This window comes from Bacillus sp. RK1064, assembly GCF_051488405.1.
In the GTDB taxonomy this organism is placed as follows: Bacteria; Bacillota; Bacilli; order Bacillales; family Bacillaceae; genus Bacillus.
On sequence record NZ_JBPSCZ010000001.1, the window covers coordinates 2,738,389 to 2,755,754 of the forward strand.

At 44.1% G+C, this 17,366-nt stretch carries 15 protein-coding genes; 10 read left to right on the forward strand and 5 right to left on the reverse strand.

What is annotated here, in order from left to right; all coding sequences use genetic code 11:
- The first annotated feature begins 175 nt into the window (after positions 1–175).
- Both ACSSTM_RS14015 and ACSSTM_RS14020 read left to right on the forward strand, forming a co-directional pair.
- Positions 176–1,540 carry a sugar porter family MFS transporter gene (locus ACSSTM_RS14015; RefSeq protein ID WP_095285705.1) on the forward strand — a complete coding sequence of 455 codons (1,365 nt, stop codon included), beginning with the start codon at positions 176–178 and terminating at the stop codon, positions 1,538–1,540.
- Between the two features lie 137 nt (positions 1,541–1,677).
- Positions 1,678–3,075 carry a bifunctional glycosyltransferase family 2 protein/class I SAM-dependent methyltransferase gene (locus ACSSTM_RS14020; RefSeq protein WP_309416106.1) on the forward strand — a complete coding sequence of 466 codons (1,398 nt, stop codon included), beginning with the start codon at positions 1,678–1,680 and terminating at the stop codon, positions 3,073–3,075.
- Positions 3,076–3,087: 12 nt separating this feature from the next.
- Here ACSSTM_RS14020 and ACSSTM_RS14025 read toward each other — a convergent pair whose 3' ends face one another.
- From ACSSTM_RS14025 to kduI, 5 genes are all read right to left on the reverse strand, one after another.
- Positions 3,088–4,233, reverse strand: a complete 1,146-nt coding sequence (locus ACSSTM_RS14025; protein ID WP_034660201.1) for a Ger(x)C family spore germination protein — start codon at positions 4,231–4,233, stop codon at positions 3,088–3,090.
- A complete protein-coding gene (locus ACSSTM_RS14030) occupies positions 4,230–5,330 on the reverse strand; it encodes a GerAB/ArcD/ProY family transporter (protein WP_034660200.1) in 1,101 nt (366 codons plus the stop codon). The genes ACSSTM_RS14025 and ACSSTM_RS14030 overlap by 4 nt, the downstream gene beginning before the upstream one ends.
- A gap of 3 nt (positions 5,331–5,333) precedes the next feature.
- Entirely contained in the window at positions 5,334–6,800 is a 1,467-nt protein-coding gene (locus tag ACSSTM_RS14035) for a spore germination protein (protein WP_034660198.1), read from the reverse strand.
- A gap of 105 nt (positions 6,801–6,905) precedes the next feature.
- Entirely contained in the window at positions 6,906–7,679 is a 774-nt protein-coding gene (kduD, locus tag ACSSTM_RS14040) for a 2-dehydro-3-deoxy-D-gluconate 5-dehydrogenase KduD (protein WP_034660196.1), read from the reverse strand.
- Between the two features lie 4 nt (positions 7,680–7,683).
- Positions 7,684–8,511, reverse strand: a complete 828-nt coding sequence (kduI, locus tag ACSSTM_RS14045) for a 5-dehydro-4-deoxy-D-glucuronate isomerase (RefSeq protein WP_066031644.1) — start codon at positions 8,509–8,511, stop codon at positions 7,684–7,686.
- Between the two features lie 262 nt (positions 8,512–8,773).
- On the opposite strand from kduI, the gene ACSSTM_RS14050 reads away from it, so the two are divergent.
- The 8 genes from ACSSTM_RS14050 to ACSSTM_RS14085 all read left to right on the forward strand — a co-directional run bounded on the left by ACSSTM_RS14050 (position 8,774) and on the right by ACSSTM_RS14085 (position 17,318).
- The gene (locus ACSSTM_RS14050; protein ID WP_095285707.1) at positions 8,774–9,784 is read left to right on the forward strand and encodes a LacI family DNA-binding transcriptional regulator; all 1,011 of its coding nucleotides are present in this window, start codon (positions 8,774–8,776) and stop codon (positions 9,782–9,784) included.
- Between the two features lie 85 nt (positions 9,785–9,869).
- A complete protein-coding gene (locus ACSSTM_RS14055) occupies positions 9,870–10,886 on the forward strand; it encodes a sugar kinase (protein ID WP_034660193.1) in 1,017 nt (338 codons plus the stop codon).
- Positions 10,858–11,457 (forward strand): bifunctional 4-hydroxy-2-oxoglutarate aldolase/2-dehydro-3-deoxy-phosphogluconate aldolase, encoded by a 600-nt coding sequence (locus ACSSTM_RS14060; RefSeq protein WP_034660192.1) that lies wholly within the window; start codon positions 10,858–10,860, stop codon positions 11,455–11,457. The genes ACSSTM_RS14055 and ACSSTM_RS14060 overlap by 29 nt, the downstream gene beginning before the upstream one ends.
- Positions 11,458–11,575: 118 nt before the next feature.
- Positions 11,576–12,031 carry a GNAT family N-acetyltransferase gene (locus ACSSTM_RS14065; protein ID WP_034660191.1) on the forward strand — a complete coding sequence of 152 codons (456 nt, stop codon included), beginning with the start codon at positions 11,576–11,578 and terminating at the stop codon, positions 12,029–12,031.
- A 91-nt stretch (positions 12,032–12,122) separates the two neighbouring features.
- Entirely contained in the window at positions 12,123–13,100 is a 978-nt protein-coding gene (locus ACSSTM_RS14070; RefSeq protein ID WP_095285745.1) for a sugar-binding protein, read from the forward strand.
- Complete coding sequence (locus tag ACSSTM_RS14075; RefSeq protein WP_095285709.1) at positions 13,097–14,539, forward strand: sensor histidine kinase; 1,443 nt, start codon at positions 13,097–13,099, stop codon at positions 14,537–14,539. Before ACSSTM_RS14070 ends, ACSSTM_RS14075 begins: the two co-directional genes overlap by 4 nt.
- Positions 14,533–15,951: a response regulator transcription factor gene (locus ACSSTM_RS14080; RefSeq protein ID WP_095285710.1), complete on the forward strand. Its 1,419-nt coding sequence runs from the start codon at positions 14,533–14,535 to the stop codon at positions 15,949–15,951. Before ACSSTM_RS14075 ends, ACSSTM_RS14080 begins: the two co-directional genes overlap by 7 nt.
- A gap of 101 nt (positions 15,952–16,052) precedes the next feature.
- The gene (locus ACSSTM_RS14085; RefSeq protein ID WP_034660188.1) at positions 16,053–17,318 is read left to right on the forward strand and encodes an ABC transporter substrate-binding protein; all 1,266 of its coding nucleotides are present in this window, start codon (positions 16,053–16,055) and stop codon (positions 17,316–17,318) included.
- Positions 17,319–17,366 lie beyond the last annotated feature (48 nt).

The window sequence follows — 17,366 nt, forward strand, 5'->3', positions numbered from 1 at the left end:
CATTTTTTTCACTAACGCTTAATTGACGTTTTCTTATCTTAAAAAGTTTCAATGATACGCAAATGAAATATATTTGTCATAAAACATCGAAATGTTTGAAATGACAGGAAGTGAGGAAAATGATTTTCCAAAGAGAAACATCCAGTACATACAGAACAAAAGAGGGGTTATGAACATGAAAAATCGGAATGGATGGCTTTATTTCTTCGGCGCACTTGGCGGCGCCTTATATGGCTATGATACAGGTGTCATTTCTGGCGCCATCTTATTTATGAAAGAGGATTTAGGGTTAAACGCGTTTACAGAGGGACTTGTTGTCAGCTCGATTTTAATCGGGGCGATGCTCGGTTCCTCTCTTTCTGGAAAGCTGACAGACCAATTCGGGCGGAAAAAAGCCATCATCGCCGCAGCGATTTTGTTTATTATCGGCGGATTTGGTACAGCCCTTGCTCCGAATACGGAAGTGATGGTCTTATTCCGAATTGTACTAGGGCTTGCTGTCGGTTGCTCGACAACGATTGTTCCCTTATATTTATCTGAACTTGCTCCAAAGGAATCTCGAGGTGCACTGTCCTCATTAAACCAGCTCATGATCACATTTGGTATTCTTCTCGCCTATATTGTGAACTACGCTTTAGCGGATGCAGAGGCATGGCGCCTGATGCTTGGAATTGCGGTCGTGCCTTCTGTGCTTTTATTATGTGGGATTTTGTTTATGCCGGAAAGTCCCCGCTGGCTGTTTGTCCATGGACAGGCAGACCGTGCGAAAGAGATATTATCTAAACTCAGAAAGAGTAAGCAAGAAGTTGAAGAAGAAATTTCAGATATTCAACAGGCAGAAAGTGAAGAAAAAGGCGGTTTTAAGGAATTATTTGAGCCATGGGTACGCCCAGCATTAATTGCTGGTGTCGGTCTTGCCTTTCTGCAGCAGTTTATCGGAACCAATACAATTATTTACTATGCACCAAAAACATTCACAAGCGTTGGCTTTGGTAATTCAGCGGCAATTTTAGGAACCGTCGGAATTGGGGCAGTGAATGTCGTCATGACGTTTGTGGCGATTAAAATCATTGACCGTGTAGGGCGTAAAGCGCTGCTCTTATTTGGAAATGCTGGCATGGTCCTAAGTTTAATTGTCCTGTCAGTGGTCAATCGATTTTTCGAGGGGTCAACAGCTGCAGGATGGACAACCATTATTTGTTTAGGACTCTTCATCGTCATCTTTGCTGTCAGCTGGGGTCCAGTCGTTTGGGTGATGCTTCCGGAGCTGTTCCCGGTACATGTAAGAGGAATCGGTACAGGCGTCTCTACTTTCCTCCTTCATACAGGGAATTTAATCATCTCGCTTACATTCCCAGCTCTATTAAGCGCGATGGGTATCAGTAATCTTTTTCTCATTTACGCGGTCATCGGCGTAGGCGCCTTCTTGTTTGTGAAATATATGGTGACTGAAACGAAAGGGAAAAGTCTTGAAGAAATTGAAGAAGATTTAAAAAAGAGGAACCGTGCCGTCACAGGTGAGGAAGGAAAAACGGTGTGAACAACGACCAGCTGCCCGCATACAGCTGGTTTTTCTTTGTTAAACAAACGTTTAATCAAGAAAGGACAATCTCTCATCTTCTGAACGTGCTGCATATGACATACATATGGAACAGGCGAGCGAAAGGTGGAAATGAGATGAAAGGGAAAACGAGCATTGTCATGCTGACGTACAATGAACTGCATTTAACGAAAAAATGTATCGACAGCATCAAGCACCATACCCGAAGTGACCAATATGAACTCATCATCGTTGATAATGCGTCAACCGACGGTACGAAGGAATATGTGAGAGAACTGAAAGATGTGATTTTCATTGAAAACACAGAGAATCAAGGCTATGCAAAGGGATGTAATCAAGGAGCGAAAAAAGCGACAGGAGATAGCATTCTCTTTTTAAATAACGACACGATCGTAACGGAAAACTGGCTTTCTCCATTAAAAGAGGCGTTATTTGCATCAGAACGTATTGGGATGGTAGGACCAGTCTCCAATTATGTGAGCGGTCCTCAAATGGTCGAGCCATCGTATACAGATGTGAAGGAGCTCTCAGTATTTGCGAAGAATTATACGGCTGCGAAAAAAGGTCAGAGAACTTATGTACATCGACTTGTGGGGTTTTGTCTGCTTGTGAAAAGAGAGCTCATTGAAGAGGTGGGGTTATTTGATGAGCGGTTCGTGTATGGATCTTTTGAGGATGACGATCTTTGTTTGAGATCCTTGCTAAAGGGATATCAGCTGCAAATCGTCCACGATTCATTTGTGCATCATCACGGTCATGCAACCTTTCGTGCGAATCAAGAAACGAACATCTCTACACTGTTTGCTGAGAACAGGCTTCGGTTTTTAGATAAATGGGGCATTGATCTCAATCTGATGACCCCCCATCCGTACTTTGCGGCTTTGCTGCCTGAAGACGCTGTATGTGTGCTTGATGTGGGATGCGGTGCAGGGGCCACAGGGCTTGAACTAATGAATCGGCAGTCTGTTGAAATGTACGGGGTAGAGAAAGATCCATTAAAAGCAGCCATTGCAAAGGCATATTATGAAGAAGTCATCGAGGCAAAAGCAGATGAATACCCGTGGTTAGAGAAAAAAGCTTTTTTTGATGCGATTATTTTTTCTGATGTTTTAGAGCATGTGTCAGATCCTTGGCACATCATTGAACAAGCGCACGCATCTTTAAAACCGGGCGGTGTGGTCATTTGCTGCCTGCCAAACATGATGCATGCGGAGGTGCTTCTCCCGTTAATGACAGGGGATTTTACGTATCAAGATGCAGGGATTTTAGACCGAGGCCACCTGAGGTTCTTCACACTAAACACGATGCGTGCACTTTTCCCAGACTATTTGTTTGAACGGGTGATCGAGCAGCGGATCAATGTTCAGATTGATCAAAACGTCCAATTGTTTTTTGACGAGGTGGCGAGAGTAGGAGCGTCACTTGGCTTTCAAACAAAAGCGTTGTCTGATCAAGTGACTCTATATCAGCTTTTAATTGTCGTGCGTAAAAAAGGCGGCTCCCCTTCGGGATAACCGCCTTTTGCATTACCATTTGAAGCTTTTTGTTGCGCCTTCTGCCCCAAAGTTTAAAATGCTGACTTTGACATCATATTCGATATCCGCTTCTTGAAAGAGCGTATCCCACTCGTTTCGATGCTTTTCCCAATAGTCAGGGTATTTAATACGGAAATGCTTGCTTAAAAAGATAGGATCAACGCCTACTTCATTTTGCATATGACTCACTGCTTTTTGAATGTGTCCTTTAATTTTCTTAGAGAAAATCTGCTCAAATCGTTTGATGTACTGCTCATCGTATGAATTTTCAGGAGGGTATTGATCCTCTGATAATTTTCCATTTGTTTGTATGCAAATTTTAAAGGAAATTTTCCCATTGTTCAGATAGGGTTCAACCTTGGTTTTTGATTTCTTAATTTCATACGTGATCGGAAAGTCTTTGTAGGTGGCAGGTACAACACCGCCTGAGATTCGGTCCATCACCCAGTTTAAAGATTGGACATCCTTCGAAGGGATGAAGCCAATCAGTTTTCGTGTTTTTCCATCTATAATTCCTGCCCCATCATAAATAAGTTCACCGTTTATCGCATCTACACTTTGTACAAGGAAGCTAATGCCCATCTGAAAGTAATCGGACGCCCGGCCAATACGTGTTGGCAGCAAAATTTTCCCATTAAAGCTTCGGTTTTTAGATGTTTCAAAGATATTCTCAACCGGAACCTTTTGCTGAGATTTCAATTTTTGGTTGATCACTTTTGACGCATCATTTCGTGACACGAGAAGATAGCTGCTTCGCCTAACCTCATCATCTCGTATAAAGTGATTGAGCGTTCCTTGAATATCGTGATGCTCTGCCTGATTTTTGCCGAACAAGAAGATTTTCAGATGATCACTATAGATCGGCGGGTCCTTTAAGGCGACATTACTGACAGCCTCCAGCACATTTTTCCCTTTTGAGACGACATTCACATAGCCAGGAGAATCGGCTTCTTGTGTTCCGCCTGTTTTCGGTACAAGGTTTTGGTAGGTCAGCTTAACTCCATTCTCATCTTCCTCATCAATACCAACACCGCGTACAAACGATAGTTTTTCAATATCCTTTAAATCCCAGCACCCTGATGATAAAAGGATAAGACAGCAGGATAAAAAGATGAACAATACACGCCTTCCTCTCATGCAGAACGACCTCCCCATTTTTTACGTATCATCAGCAGAACAGCTGTAATAAAAGGAATGGCTAAAACCGCGAACAATGCGTAGCCGAGTAAAGTAGAGTAGTAAAAAACTTCATTGATATTTCTCGGAAATAAAGAGAGGGCAGAGGTAATCAAAAACAGCAGCCAAAGCAGTCTCGTTACATTGGTCGTCTTAAAGACCGTGTGGCACCCTTTAATGGCAAATTGGAAAAAGCCAAGCATGCAAATGAACTGCTGGCACGTCCAGATCGTCAGTAAAAAAATATCAAACCGTTCAATGAAGACCCCTTCAAGTTCTAGTGCTTGAATGAGGGAGACAGTGGGCCAGGTGAGGGATTTCGTTTCTCCAACGGTCATGGAACCAATCACAATAAAGAGCGTGAGAGAATAGATAAGTGAGGTAATTCCGACCCCGATCGCAGCGGCCCATTTCGCCTTCGACCATTTGTCTTTATAAATGAGTGGTACAACAAACAAAATGACCTCAAAGCCTGTAAATTGAATAAATGTTTGAGAGAACAAATTACTGAAATCTTTAAACCCGTTCGCCATCACCGGGCGTAAGTAATCAAAATCGAATATTTTCAAACTAAACAGCATGAGCCCAATATAAATGATCATCGTCATCGGATATATGTATGTCACCATTTTCACTATTGGAAAGATACCACTTTTCAAATGATAGATCGCCACAAGAAGAAAAATCATCACAATCACTGCCATAGGAGTCGATTCCAGCAGGAAAAATTGGACCACTTCCCCGAGGACACGCGCTTCAAAGCCGACAATGCCTAGTAAATAAGCGATCAGCATTAAATTAAAGATCGTGCCAAAGAATGCACCGGCTCCTTTTTTATTTGACTCAAAAATGGTGTCCGGCGCATTTTTTTCAGCAATCCATCCTAACAAAAAAGCAACGAAAGCAAAGATGACTCCCTGTATTAATACAATGATCCAGCCATCAGGGAACCCTGAATTGGCAGAACTGCGTGGAATGGTTAAAATTCCAGCGCCTATCATTGTAGAGCTGCACAGAATGGTGACTTGTAACAATGATAGCTTCTCAGCTCTGTACATCGTTTAATCTCCTTGTCTTTTGAGATTTTTTATTTTTGCTGTTTTCGGTCTCGATTTAAATAGCCCAATTGGTAAACGTACGTACGTATCCTTTAAATCTGAAAACGGTGAAGATAAAACAGGTGTGAAATAGTCAAAACCAAAGGTCTTTAATTGCATCAGGTGACAAAGCACAAATAAATAACACATGATCAAGCCGTATAACCCAAGCATCGCTGAACTGAAAATGGCCATAAAGCGCAAGATGCGCAGCGGGAAACTAAAGTCATACGAAGGGGCAGTGAAATCGGCCAATGCGGTCAGCGACACGATAATCACCATTAACGCACTGACGATATTGGCTTGGACAGCCGCCTGACCAATGATGACGCCGCCAATGAGCCCAATCGTCTGCCCGATGGCTCTAGGAAGCCGAAGTCCAGCTTCTCGCAGCAGCTCAATCGTAAAAGACATAAGAATCGCCTCGACAACAGGAGGAAACGGAACATTCTGCCTGCTGCCTGCAATGGTGAGTGCCATTCGTGTTGGTAATAAACCGGGGTGATATGAGACAAGAGCGATGTAGAGCCCTGGTAAAAAAATCGTTAACAGTACGGCAAAATAACGGAGTAGGCGCAAAAGAGTCGCACTTGTCCATCTTTGGTAATAATCCTCCGGTGATTGCATCAAGGCTGTAAGTGTCATAGGCATGATGAGGGCAAAAGGTGTGCCGTCGAGCAAAATGGAGACTTTGCCTTCAAGCACGGATGCGATCACCCTGTCTGGACGTTCTGTATTTTGAATCTGCGGAAAAATGGAGATATGGCTGTCCTCAATCAGCTGTTCAATATAGCCGGTTTCAGGGATGTCATCCATTTTGATTTCGGTCATGCGTGATAAAATATCTTCTACTAATTTGGGATCAACAATATCACGAACGTACACAAGGGCAGCAGACTTTTTATTGCGAGTACCTACATTTATCTTTTGAATGACAAGGTTAGGGTCGTTTGCCCGCTCACGGATTAAAGCTGTGTTTTTTTCAAGATTTTCAATAAAACCGATCCGCGGCCCTCTTACAAGGACTTCCGATTGCGGCTCTTCTACTTCTCTAAATTGAAAAAGGTTCGTTTGGAGCGCAAGTGCTTGTGTTGCCCCATTTACAAATAAAATAGCCCTGCCGTTATATAACTGCTCGATGGCAAGGTTCATATCTTCCAGCACGTCATTTTGAATTCCAAAGAACGTTTTAGACAGGGACGGAAGCGTAGTAGAATCAACCTCGGTGATGTCCAGTTCCTTTTGCATGGGTGAAATGATTTGCTTGGAAAGCATCTCAAATTCTGTGAGTCCTTCAACGTACATGAGACATGCAGAGATAGCAGAAGGGCCAAATGAAAATGAGTGGAACACGATATCATCACTTTTCCCGGCAAAGCTTTTGACACGCTTGATGACGGACGCTATATCTTGTTCAATACGACTTTTCATAATACCTCACCCTCATGTCATGTTTTTTATAGAGTGACTCGATAGGAGGAGAATTATGCAAATAGAAAAAAGAGAATCCCTGCAAATAGGAATTCTCTCGTGTGTTTATCTGGCAAGCCAGCCGCCATCAACAGCTAAAATATGACCGTTCATATAATCAGAGGCTGGTGAGCTAAGGAAAACAGCAGCGCCGGCTAGATCCTCGGGCTTACCCCAGCGCCCGGCGGGGATTCGTTTGAGTATCTCTTCATTTCGATTTCCATCGTCTCGAATGGCTTGCGTGTTATTGGTCGCAATGTAACCAGGAGCGATCGCATTCACTTGTATATGCTGGTTCGCCCATTCGTTTGCAAAGGCCTTCGTCAGCCCTGCGACTGCGTGTTTACTTGCTGTATAAGCGGGGACAAAGACGCCGCCTTGAAACGAAAGAAGGGAGGCGATATTGACAATTTTCCCTTGCCTGTTTTTCAGCATCTGCTGTCCAACCCTTTGGGTGAGGAAAAAGAGACTATTGATATTCACATCCATGACCGTATGCCAATCTTCCTCTGAATAATGAGCGGCCTGCTCTCTTTTAATGGTGCCAGCATTATTGATTAAAATATCGATCGTATGCTTTTGTAACATGGCATCGACAGCCTGCTTTGCAGTTTGAGGGTCGGAAAAGTCAACCTGAACCGCATGAAATGAGCGGCCCGCCTGCTCGACTAGCGCTTTCGTTTCCTCAAGCGGTGTGTGGTGGTATGTGCCGATAATATCTGCGCCTGATCTGGCAAGCGCCACAGCAATGCCCTGCCCAATGCCGGTTCCAGGACCTGTCACAAGGGCTGTTTTGCCTTCAAGAGAAAAGAGGGACGCTACATAGGATGCTGACGTCATCACATTACCTCAGCTGGTCCATTGGGACAAAGTCCATATCTTTGAACGTATAGTTCTCGCCTGCCATCGCCCAAATAAATGAATAATTCGCTGTACCTGATCCTGAATGAATGGACCAGGCAGGAGAAATGACCGCTTCCTCATTGGCGACAACGAGATGTCTTGTTTCAGATGGCTCTCCCATAAAATGAAAGACACGAGCATCCTCTTCGATATCAAGATATAAGTACACTTCCATACGCCGATCATGAATATGAGCGGGCATCGTGTTCCATGTGTTATTTGTTTCCAGCTGAGTGATTCCCATCATGAGCTGACAGCTTTGGATACCGTTTGCGTGGATGACTTGATACAGGTTTCGTACGTTTGAAGCAGACGCTTCCCCTAAGTGATTTGGTGTTAATTCAGCGATGGCTGCTTTTTGTGTAGGGTACGCTTGATGAGCCGTGGCTGATACAAGATAGAACTTGGCCTCTTCGCCTGATGAACTAGCAAACTGTACATCTTCGTGTCCAAGCCCAATATATAAGAAATCTTTATGCTCCAGCACAAAAGCCTCACCATCGACAGTAACCGTTCCTTGTCCGCCGACATTCACAATGCCGATCTCTCGTCTTTCAAGGAAATATTCCGTACGTAAAAAGTCTCCGGCATCTAATTTGAGCGGCTCTGCTGCCGGCATGACTCCGCCAATCACCACGCGATCCTCATGCGAATAGTAGAGCTTTAATTCACCACTGACGAATAGCGTAGGAATATGAAAATGACGACGAAGTTCCTCTGTTGTAAAACGTTTGACCTGCTCAGGGTGTACAGCATAACGATTTTCCATTTGAGATAAGCCTCCCTTTCCATCTGAAACAAAATATTGATGTTTTATTTGGTATCGGTTTCAAGGAAAATTCTAGAGGAAAAAGAGAACGCCGTCAACCGTTATTTTGAAATCGTTTTCTTTTTATTTATTTAGATGATTTTTTGCCCTCTTCATGCAAAAAAATCTTCTGGAATGCATGAAATTATGATATGCTCTTTTTAAGTTATTTGAAATCGGTTTCGAAACAAATGAGAAGATATCGATTGTGGGAGTTTTTTGAATGAAAGAGAAAAAGCAAACGAAAGTCACCATCAACGAAGTGGCCGCTTATGCAGGTGTTTCAAAATCAACTGTATCTAGATATATCAATGGCAGAACAAATGAAATTTCTGCTGATAAGGTAAAAAAAATCAAGAAAGCCATTGAGGAACTCCATTATCGTCCGAGTCAGCTCGCTCAAGGATTGAAAGTAAGAAAAAGCAAGGTCATTGGGTTTATTGTAGCCGACATTACGAATCCATTCTCTGTAGCGACACTTCGCGGTGTCGAAGAAATTTGTGATGAATATGGATACAGCATCATGGTGTGCAACACAGATAACCGTCCAGAAAAAGAACGAGAAATGCTCCTCAAGCTGAATGCGCATTATATTGAAGGGCTCATCATCAATACGACAGGCCAGAACAATGACATTCTGCAGGATTTTAAGAAAAACGGTGTACCGATTGTCCTTGTTGACCGGAAGTTACCTGAACTAAAAGTCGACACAGTGACAACGAATAACCGTGATATCACGATCCGGCTGCTTCAACAAATGTATGAGAAAGGCTATGAGCACATCGCCTTCTTTACTGAGCCGGTCGATGGAATCAGTCCTCGTGAAGAACGAAAAGAAGCATATGAACAGACAGCTATGAGTAAACATAAGCCGTCCATTATTGCAGAAATTGATTTGAAGAAAAAGGAGCAATTGCGAGAAGAGCTTGTCCGTTTTGTACAACTAAACCAACAGAAAAAAGCGATTTTAGCAGCCAATGGATTACTCATGCTGAAGCTGATAAGTGAACTTGTAGAGCTTGGGATAAAGATTCCAGAGGAGATAGGCATTGCAGGGTTTGATGATACAGAATGGTATAAGCTGATTGGGCCTGGAATTACAACGGTTGCCCAGCCATCTCATGAAATGGGGAAAGCCGCAATGCAAAAAATCAAGACACGGCTTGAAGGGGATGAAAGTGCGCCCCAAACCATTCAGCTTGATGGAGAAATCATCGTAAGAAAATCTTTATAAACGATAGAAGAGAAGAGTATACATACGTGCATGCTCTCTCTTTTTCAGCTGATTTGAAACCGGTACCAAGAGAGGGGAGAAATGAGTGAAAGCATTGGATGCGGTCACATTTGGGGAATCAATGGCGATGTTTTACGCAAAAGAAGCCGGAGAGCTTCATCAAGTGCAGACATTTCAAAAGGCGCTTGCTGGTGCCGAAAGTAACGTGGCAGTCGGTTTGGCAAGGCTTGGCTTTGATGTGGGATGGATGAGCAAAGTCGGAGCAGATTCACTTGGCACATTTATTTTAGAAGAGCTTCAAAAAGAAGGGGTCGATACAAGTGCAGTGATCCGTTCAAATGATGGGTCTCAAACAGGGATTTTACTTAAATCAAAAGTGATGGATGGAGACCCTGACGTCACGTATTATCGTAAAGGCTCTGCTGCGAGCACAATGAGTCCAAGCGACTTTCCCGCCAGCTATTTCAAACAGGCAGGACACCTCCATATGACAGGCATTCCGCCTGCATTATCCAGTGAAATGAGAGCGTTTTCTTTTTGTGCTCTTCAAAAAATGAAAGAAGCAGGCAAAACCATTTCATTTGATCCAAACCTTCGGCTGCAGCTATGGGAAGAGGAGGAAGATATGATCCATACGGTGAATCAAATGGCTTTTCAAGTGGATTGGTTTTTTCCGGGGCTTGCAGAAGGGCAAAGGCTCACAGGCTGTCACGAGCCGGAAGAGATTGCCGATGTTTATTTGCAAAAAGGCGTCAAGCTTGTGGTCATAAAGCTCGGTGCAGAAGGTGCCTTTTATAAAAGTGCAGCCAGCCAGGGGATTGTGAGTGGATTTTATGTGCCAGATGTCGTTGATACAGTCGGTGCCGGTGATGGATTTGCCGTGGGGGTCATCAGCGGCTTATTGGACGGTTTATCATATGAAAAATCTGTGACAAGAGGCAATGCTGTAGGAGCTCTTGCGGTGATGTCTCCTGGCGATAAAGACGGACTGCCTACTCGGGAAGAGCTTCAGGCTTTTATGAAAGAAGCCAAACGATATCACAGACGAGAATATATGAAGGGAGATGAAGGATATGGGCAAGTCAGCAAGTTTGAGCGTTAAAGAGCAGCTCGCGGCTTGTAAGCTGATCGCAGTGGTGAGAGCGGGGAGTGAAGCAGAAGGCATTGAGACCATTGAGCGTTTAAAGAAAAAAGGCGTTCGAGCCATTGAAGTGACGTATACCACGCCTAATGCTGAACACATCATCGCGTCCTTTCAGCATGAGCAAGATCTGATTGTAGGAGCAGGCACAATCACAACCCTTGAGCAGGCACAATCAGCCATTGACGCAGGCTCACAATTTATTGTCAGTCCAGGATATCTCCCTGTGATCGGAGAGCATCTCTCATTTCACGACACACTCTATGTACCAGGTGTCCTCACCCCAAGTGAAATCATGCAGGCAAAAGCAGATGGCTACTGCTTGCTCAAGCTTTTTCCAAGCGGTTCCTTCGGTTTATCCTATATGAAAAACTTACAAGGTCCGTTTCCAGAGATTGAATTTATTCCAACGGGCGGTATTCATCCAGCCGATGTGCCAAAATGGCTGAAAGCAGGCGCAGTGGCAGTAGGAGTCGGAAGTCAGCTTGAAAGCAGTACAGCAGAAGAGTTACAAGCGGTACTTTCTTCATAAATAGTTGATATCAAAAGAACAACTGGCGGTTGGATGCCGGTTGTTTGTTCGTTTATCTGACATAACAGCAGGTGAATGCTGACTCTTCACGTACAATGATCGTGAAGGAGTGATAGACATGTACATTCAACAAGATACACTCACGGATGGACAAATAGAGCAGCTGATTACCGCTCATATAGAAGAAATGAAAGAGCATTCCCCGCCAGAAAGCATTCATGCCCTTCCGTTAGCTGATTTGAAAAAGCAAGATGTCACAGTGTGGAGTGTGCGGGAAGGAGAGGAGCTTCTTGGCTGCGGAGCGTTAAAGGAGCTGTCAAGTGATCACGGCGAAATCAAATCAATGAGGACCGCAGCTCTCCATATGCGAAAAGGTGTAGCAAGGTATATGCTGAACCATCTTCTCCAAGAGGCGAAAAGGCGCGGATATTCACGTGTCAGCTTAGAGACAGGTGCGATGTCTTTCTTTGAGCCAGCAAGAAAACTATATGAGAGTGTTGGTTTTTATATTTGCCCGCCTTTCGATTCATATCAAGAAGATCCAAACAGTTTATTTATGACAAAGGAATTATAGAGGTCGAGAGAGTATGCTTATAAGCAGCTCTTTTTTTATGCGCAATATTTGAAAGGGGGAGGATGTGGTGAAAAGATTAAAGTGGATCGGGATGGGCGCCTTTCTCACTTTTTGTGTCGTATCTGTTATTTTTTTAACATTATTAGGTCAAGATTTATTTAAAATTGAAAGCGCTTCCGAAAAAGCGTCATCAACCTATCAATATCACTTTGTCCTTGTACCGGAGGAACTTGATAATGAATATTGGCAGCTGGTACAAAGGGGAGCTGCTGATGCGGCAGCCGTTCATCGCGTGTATCTAGAATATTTGGGTCCGAAGCAAGCAGATATAGACGATCATCTGAAAACCATTGATATGGCGATCGCAGGGCATGTCGATGGCATTATGACGCAGGGACTTGATGCGAAAAAATACAAACCGCTTTTTCAGAAGGCGAGGGAAAAAGGCATTGATGTTGTCACCGTCGATACGGATGCAGAGGGGAGCAAGCGTCAAGTGTATGTAGGCACGGACAATTATTATTCAGGCTTTATCGCAGGACAGGCACTCATCGCAGATACAAAAGGCGAACAGTATGTAGGAATTGTCACAGGCAGGCTTGATGCCGTTCATCAAAAGCAGCGTGTCAAAGGATTTCGAGATGCCGTCGCCGCTGAAAAACGTATTCATATTGCTGGAATAGAAGAATCAGCCATTACGAAGTCAGGGGCCTCCGGTGCCGCGTATAAACTATTAAACGATCATGCGAAGCTCACCGCATTTTACGGCACGAGTGCATTAGATGGTGCAGGCATCATTCAAGCAACAGCACAATATCGATCGTCCACAGATTTTTATGTGCTCGCATTTGACACATTGCCAGATACGATTCAGGCGCTCGATGATGGAAAGATTGATGCAGTGGTTGTTCAGCATCCTTATGAAATGGGCTATCAAGCAGTGGAATCGCTTGTACGTTTGCAGAAAGGTGAAAAAGAAGAACCACTCCAGTACACAGGAACGAGTGTGATTCGGCGCGAGGATCTGCCTCTGCAGCAAACAGACAGAAAGCAGGGTGTGCAGCCATGAGAAGGATTCGAAGTAAGCTGTTATTGGCATTTTTAATCCTTGTGCTCCTTGGCAACGTGGCCGCTTTTTTCGTCTATTGGAGCAGCTCGAACATCACATCAGAATATAGCAGAAGCTTTCGTTCCTTTCTCCTGCTCAATGATATATCGACAGAGGCAAAAACGATGTATGAAAAGGTCAATGCGTATGCGATTGAAAAGGATCGGCAGTTTGCCAAAGAATATCTGGCCTCAAAACAGAAAATGAAATCCTATGATCAGGCATTGCGAAAGGATGCCGGGCTTCATGCGGCGATTCCTTCTATTGAAAAATACCAATATATGATGCGGACGCTCATCAATGAAAGTGATGCGACCATGACACATGTAAAAGAAGGGAAAATCAAAGAATATGCAGCAAGTGTAAAGGAGGTGAGAACCGTCTCCTCCTACATACAAGAGCAAACGATGACCCTGCTTGATGATGAATTGTCTGAGTATCAAGTACTCTATCAATCTCTGCAAAAAAGACACCAAACCTATGCACTCTTTACCTTATGTTTGTTTACGCTGTCCATTGGGGTCGCATTATGGATGGCGTATATGATTGCTGGAGGGATATCAAGGCCGATCGTCCATCTGTCTCGAAGCGTAAAGGAAGTATCAGAAGGGAATTTTGATGGAGCGGACTTGCATGTCACCTCAAAGGATGAAATTTCTGTATTAAATGAGGCCTTTCAGCGAATGCGTCAAGAGATGAAAATGATGATTGAAGAGATGAAACAAAAGGCAGCCTTAGATCAAAAAATCAAAGACATGAAGCTGAAAACGCTGCAAAACCAAATGAATCCACATTTTTTATTTAATACATTAAACATCGTCTCACGCATGGCTTACTTAGAATCAGCGGATGCCACATCGAGGTTGATCCAATCCGTTTCCACGTTGATGCGGTATTCGCTGTCAGCTCTCAGTGCATCTGTTACGTTGGAGCAAGAAGTAAAAGTGGTCAAAGAATATTTTCATATACAAGAAACAAGATTTGCCGATCGTATTACATGCAAAACGACCATAGATGAATCATGTTTATCTGTACATATCCCAAGTCTCACCTTACAGCCGCTTGTCGAAAATGCCTTTATTCATGGCGTTGAACCAAAGGAGGAAGACGGGCTTGTCGAACTCTCGATCTATCAAGAAGGCGGCTATGTGATGATTCGGATTCGGGACAATGGGATGGGGATCAATGAACAAGAGATAAGGAGATTGCTATCAGAAAAAGAAGAGGAAAGTCCAAACACCTTAAGTAAAGGGCACTCGACAGGGATCGGTCTTCGAAATGTGATGTCAAGGCTGCATTTGTTTTACGGGGTAAAAGATGCCCTGCAAATTGACTCAAAGCCAAACGAAGGCACCACCATTCAATTGGCTATTCCGATGAAGGAGGGATCGGCATGCTGAACGTGCTGATTGTGGATGATGAAAAAATAGAACGACTAGCGATGCGGAAATTCATGACCGATTGGCTTCCAGAGTGTCATATATCAGGAGAAGCTGAAAATGGAAAGAAGGCGGTTGAATTCGTGCGAACTGAGCCCGTTCATCTTGTGCTCATGGATATTCAGATGCCTGGAATGGACGGATTGACAGCGATCAAGCAGATCAAAGCGAGCAGTCCTCATACAAAATTCATTATGCTGACAGCGTACGATACGTTCGATTATGCCAAGCAAGCGATGCAGGAAGGGGTGAAGCAATATCTCGTTAAACCGGCTGACAAAGATGAAACCATCGCCGCCATTCGAACGGTTGCGGCAGAGATTCAGCAGGAGGCGTCTCAGCGGCAGGCGGTGGCGGCCGGTCAGCAGTCAAAGTGGCTCGAAGCTCATGTCATAAATGGTCAGTCTTATACCTCCATGGAGTTTCAACAAATGTTTCACGAATATGAAGCAGGTCTTGTCATCGCTGTTCAGCGGACAATCGGGGATCAGCTGTTGATTGATTTACAGACATCTCCCCTTTTTCATACGGTACCGATTCAGGTGAGTGGTGAGCTGTTTACATGTCTCATTTATCGCCACCAAGCGCCTGGTCAGTTAAAGGCAGATGTGCTGCATGCGATTCGAACTGCCACAACAAACGATCAGCCTTCACCTGTCGTTGGCATGGGACACCCGGTCTCAAACCCGCTTTATCTTCAGAAAAGTGCAGCAGAGGCGAAGCTTTCCTATTATCAGCGGAAAAAGAGTCCCGGCGTTGTTCGTTATGGTTTTTACCAAACAGAAGAACAGTCCCATCCATTGATCCATCTGCCGGAGCTTGCAGACGATATGATGCAGGCACTGGAAGAAGGGAGAAGAGAGGATGCGCTGGCTTTATTCGATGCCTTTGAACTGGAGGGAGCGACCATTTCACAACTAAAAGAGCTGCTGATTTTATTTAAATCACGGCTCCGAGCAGACTGGCCAATATTAACGATCAGCACCGCAGCTGAATGCCGTGAGTGCTGTGAACATTTATTTGATGTGTATGAAGCGAGAACCCAGACCGTGAATGACATTGAGCGGGCAAAACGCTACATCAAAACGCATTTTTGTGAACAGATCACGCTTGAGCAGACTGCCGCCTATGTTGATTTAAGTCCAACCTATTTCACAAAGCGCTTTAAAGACGAGACAGGGCTGACATTTAAAGAGTATGTGACAACCTGCCGGCTGGATAAAATCAAAAAACTTCTCAAAGACAGCTCGCTTAGTTTAAAAGAAATTACCTATCAGGCAGGATATACAGACCCCAATTACGTCAGCCGTGTGTTTAAGAAGATGGTCGGCTGTTCACCGAAGGAATATCGAAAACAAACCGTAAAAAAGTGAAGAATTTCATAAAAAAGTGAAGAAGTTTGCTGAAAAAAAGCGAGGATCTGCCATTATACTTATTTTGATAACGCTTACAAAATAGGGATGGGGGATCAATCATGAAGTTCAAATTAGGTTTTACGCTGTTAGCGCTCTGTATGCTTATCGTCACTGCCTGTAGTTCATCGACCAACTCAGATGCAAAAAAAGAGGGCGGAGCAGAGAAACTAGACATTTTCTCTTGGTGGACTGGAGCAGGTGAGGAGGACGGACTGAAAGCACTCATTCAATTGTTTGAAGAGAAAAATAAAGACATCCCAATTGAAAATGCAGCCGTCGCAGGTGGTGCTGGTACAAATGCAAAGGCTGTTCTGACTAGCCGGATGCAAGGGAATGACCCGCCAGCTACGTTCCAAGTACATGGCGGAGCGGAGCTGAATGAGAGCTGGGTCGCAGCAGGCAAAATGGAGCCGCTGGATGATCTATATGAAAAAGAAGGCTGGAAGGACAAATTTCCGGAATCACTCATCGACCTTGTCAGCAAAGATGGGAAAATCTATTCAGTACCAGTGAATATTCACCGAGGCAATGTGCTTTGGTATAACAAGAAGGTATTTGATGATGCAGGCTTAGAGCCGCCAACGACCTTTGATGAATTTTTCAAAACAGCAGATGCCTTAAAGAAAAAAGGCATTACACCGCTTGCACTTGGTGATAAAGAGCCTTGGGCAGCGACGCATTTGTTTGAGAGTGTGCTGCTCGGCGTTTTAGGCGCTGACGGATATCAAAAACTTTGGGCTGGCGACATGAAAATGGATGACGCAAAAGTGAAGGAAGCGGCAGACATCTTTGGACGTATGCTTGAATATGTCAATGATGACCACAGCTCACGTAACTGGCAGGATGCCTCGCAGCTCGTGGCAAAAGGAGAAGCAGCAATGAATGTCATGGGCGACTGGGCGAAGGGGTACTTTGTGAATGATCTCGATCTGAAGGTGAATGAAGACTTTGGATACGCGGCGACTCCTGGAACAGAGGGAAGCTTTATGGTGATCACCGATACATTCGGACTGCCAAAGGGCGTGAAACAGCCAGAAAACGTGAAGAAATTCTTATCTGTTTTAGGATCTGTCGAAGGACAGGATGCATTTAATCCGCTGAAGGGGTCGATACCGGCACGTGTAGATGCAGATGTCTCAAAATATGATGAATACGGAAAATCGGCGATGAAAGCATTTAAAGAATCAAAGCTGGCGCCGTCTCTCGCACATGGTTCAGCTGCTGAAGAAGGGTTTGTGACAAAAGCGAATCAAGCCGTAAATATCTTCGTCACGCAAAAAGACAGCAGCCAGTTTGTTTCATCTTTAAAAGATTCAATGAAATAAAGACGAGGAGGCGGCGGCTAAGCACCGCCTCTTTTTTGAAAAGGAGTG

Coding starts and splice junctions, on each gene's coding strand:
- ACSSTM_RS14015 (WP_095285705.1), top strand. CDS start 176: ATGAAAAATCGGAATGGATGGCTTTATTTCTTCGGCGCACTTGGCGGC.
- ACSSTM_RS14060 (WP_034660192.1), top strand. CDS start 10,858: ATGGGCAAGTCAGCAAGTTTGAGCGTTAAAGAGCAGCTCGCGGCTTGT.
- ACSSTM_RS14050 (WP_095285707.1), top strand. CDS start 8,774: ATGAAAGAGAAAAAGCAAACGAAAGTCACCATCAACGAAGTGGCCGCT.
- ACSSTM_RS14080 (WP_095285710.1), top strand. CDS start 14,533: ATGCTGAACGTGCTGATTGTGGATGATGAAAAAATAGAACGACTAGCG.
- ACSSTM_RS14075 (WP_095285709.1), top strand. CDS start 13,097: ATGAGAAGGATTCGAAGTAAGCTGTTATTGGCATTTTTAATCCTTGTG.
- kduD (WP_034660196.1), bottom strand. CDS start 7,679: ATGACGTCAGCATCCTATGTAGCGTCCCTCTTTTCTCTTGAAGGCAAA.
- ACSSTM_RS14035 (WP_034660198.1), bottom strand. CDS start 6,800: ATGAAAAGTCGTATTGAACAAGATATAGCGTCCGTCATCAAGCGTGTC.
- ACSSTM_RS14020 (WP_309416106.1), top strand. CDS start 1,678: ATGAAAGGGAAAACGAGCATTGTCATGCTGACGTACAATGAACTGCAT.
- ACSSTM_RS14025 (WP_034660201.1), bottom strand. CDS start 4,233: ATGAGAGGAAGGCGTGTATTGTTCATCTTTTTATCCTGCTGTCTTATC.
- ACSSTM_RS14070 (WP_095285745.1), top strand. CDS start 12,123: ATGGGCGCCTTTCTCACTTTTTGTGTCGTATCTGTTATTTTTTTAACA.
- kduI (WP_066031644.1), bottom strand. CDS start 8,511: ATGGAAAATCGTTATGCTGTACACCCTGAGCAGGTCAAACGTTTTACA.
- ACSSTM_RS14065 (WP_034660191.1), top strand. CDS start 11,576: ATGTACATTCAACAAGATACACTCACGGATGGACAAATAGAGCAGCTG.
- ACSSTM_RS14030 (WP_034660200.1), bottom strand. CDS start 5,330: ATGTACAGAGCTGAGAAGCTATCATTGTTACAAGTCACCATTCTGTGC.
- ACSSTM_RS14085 (WP_034660188.1), top strand. CDS start 16,053: ATGAAGTTCAAATTAGGTTTTACGCTGTTAGCGCTCTGTATGCTTATC.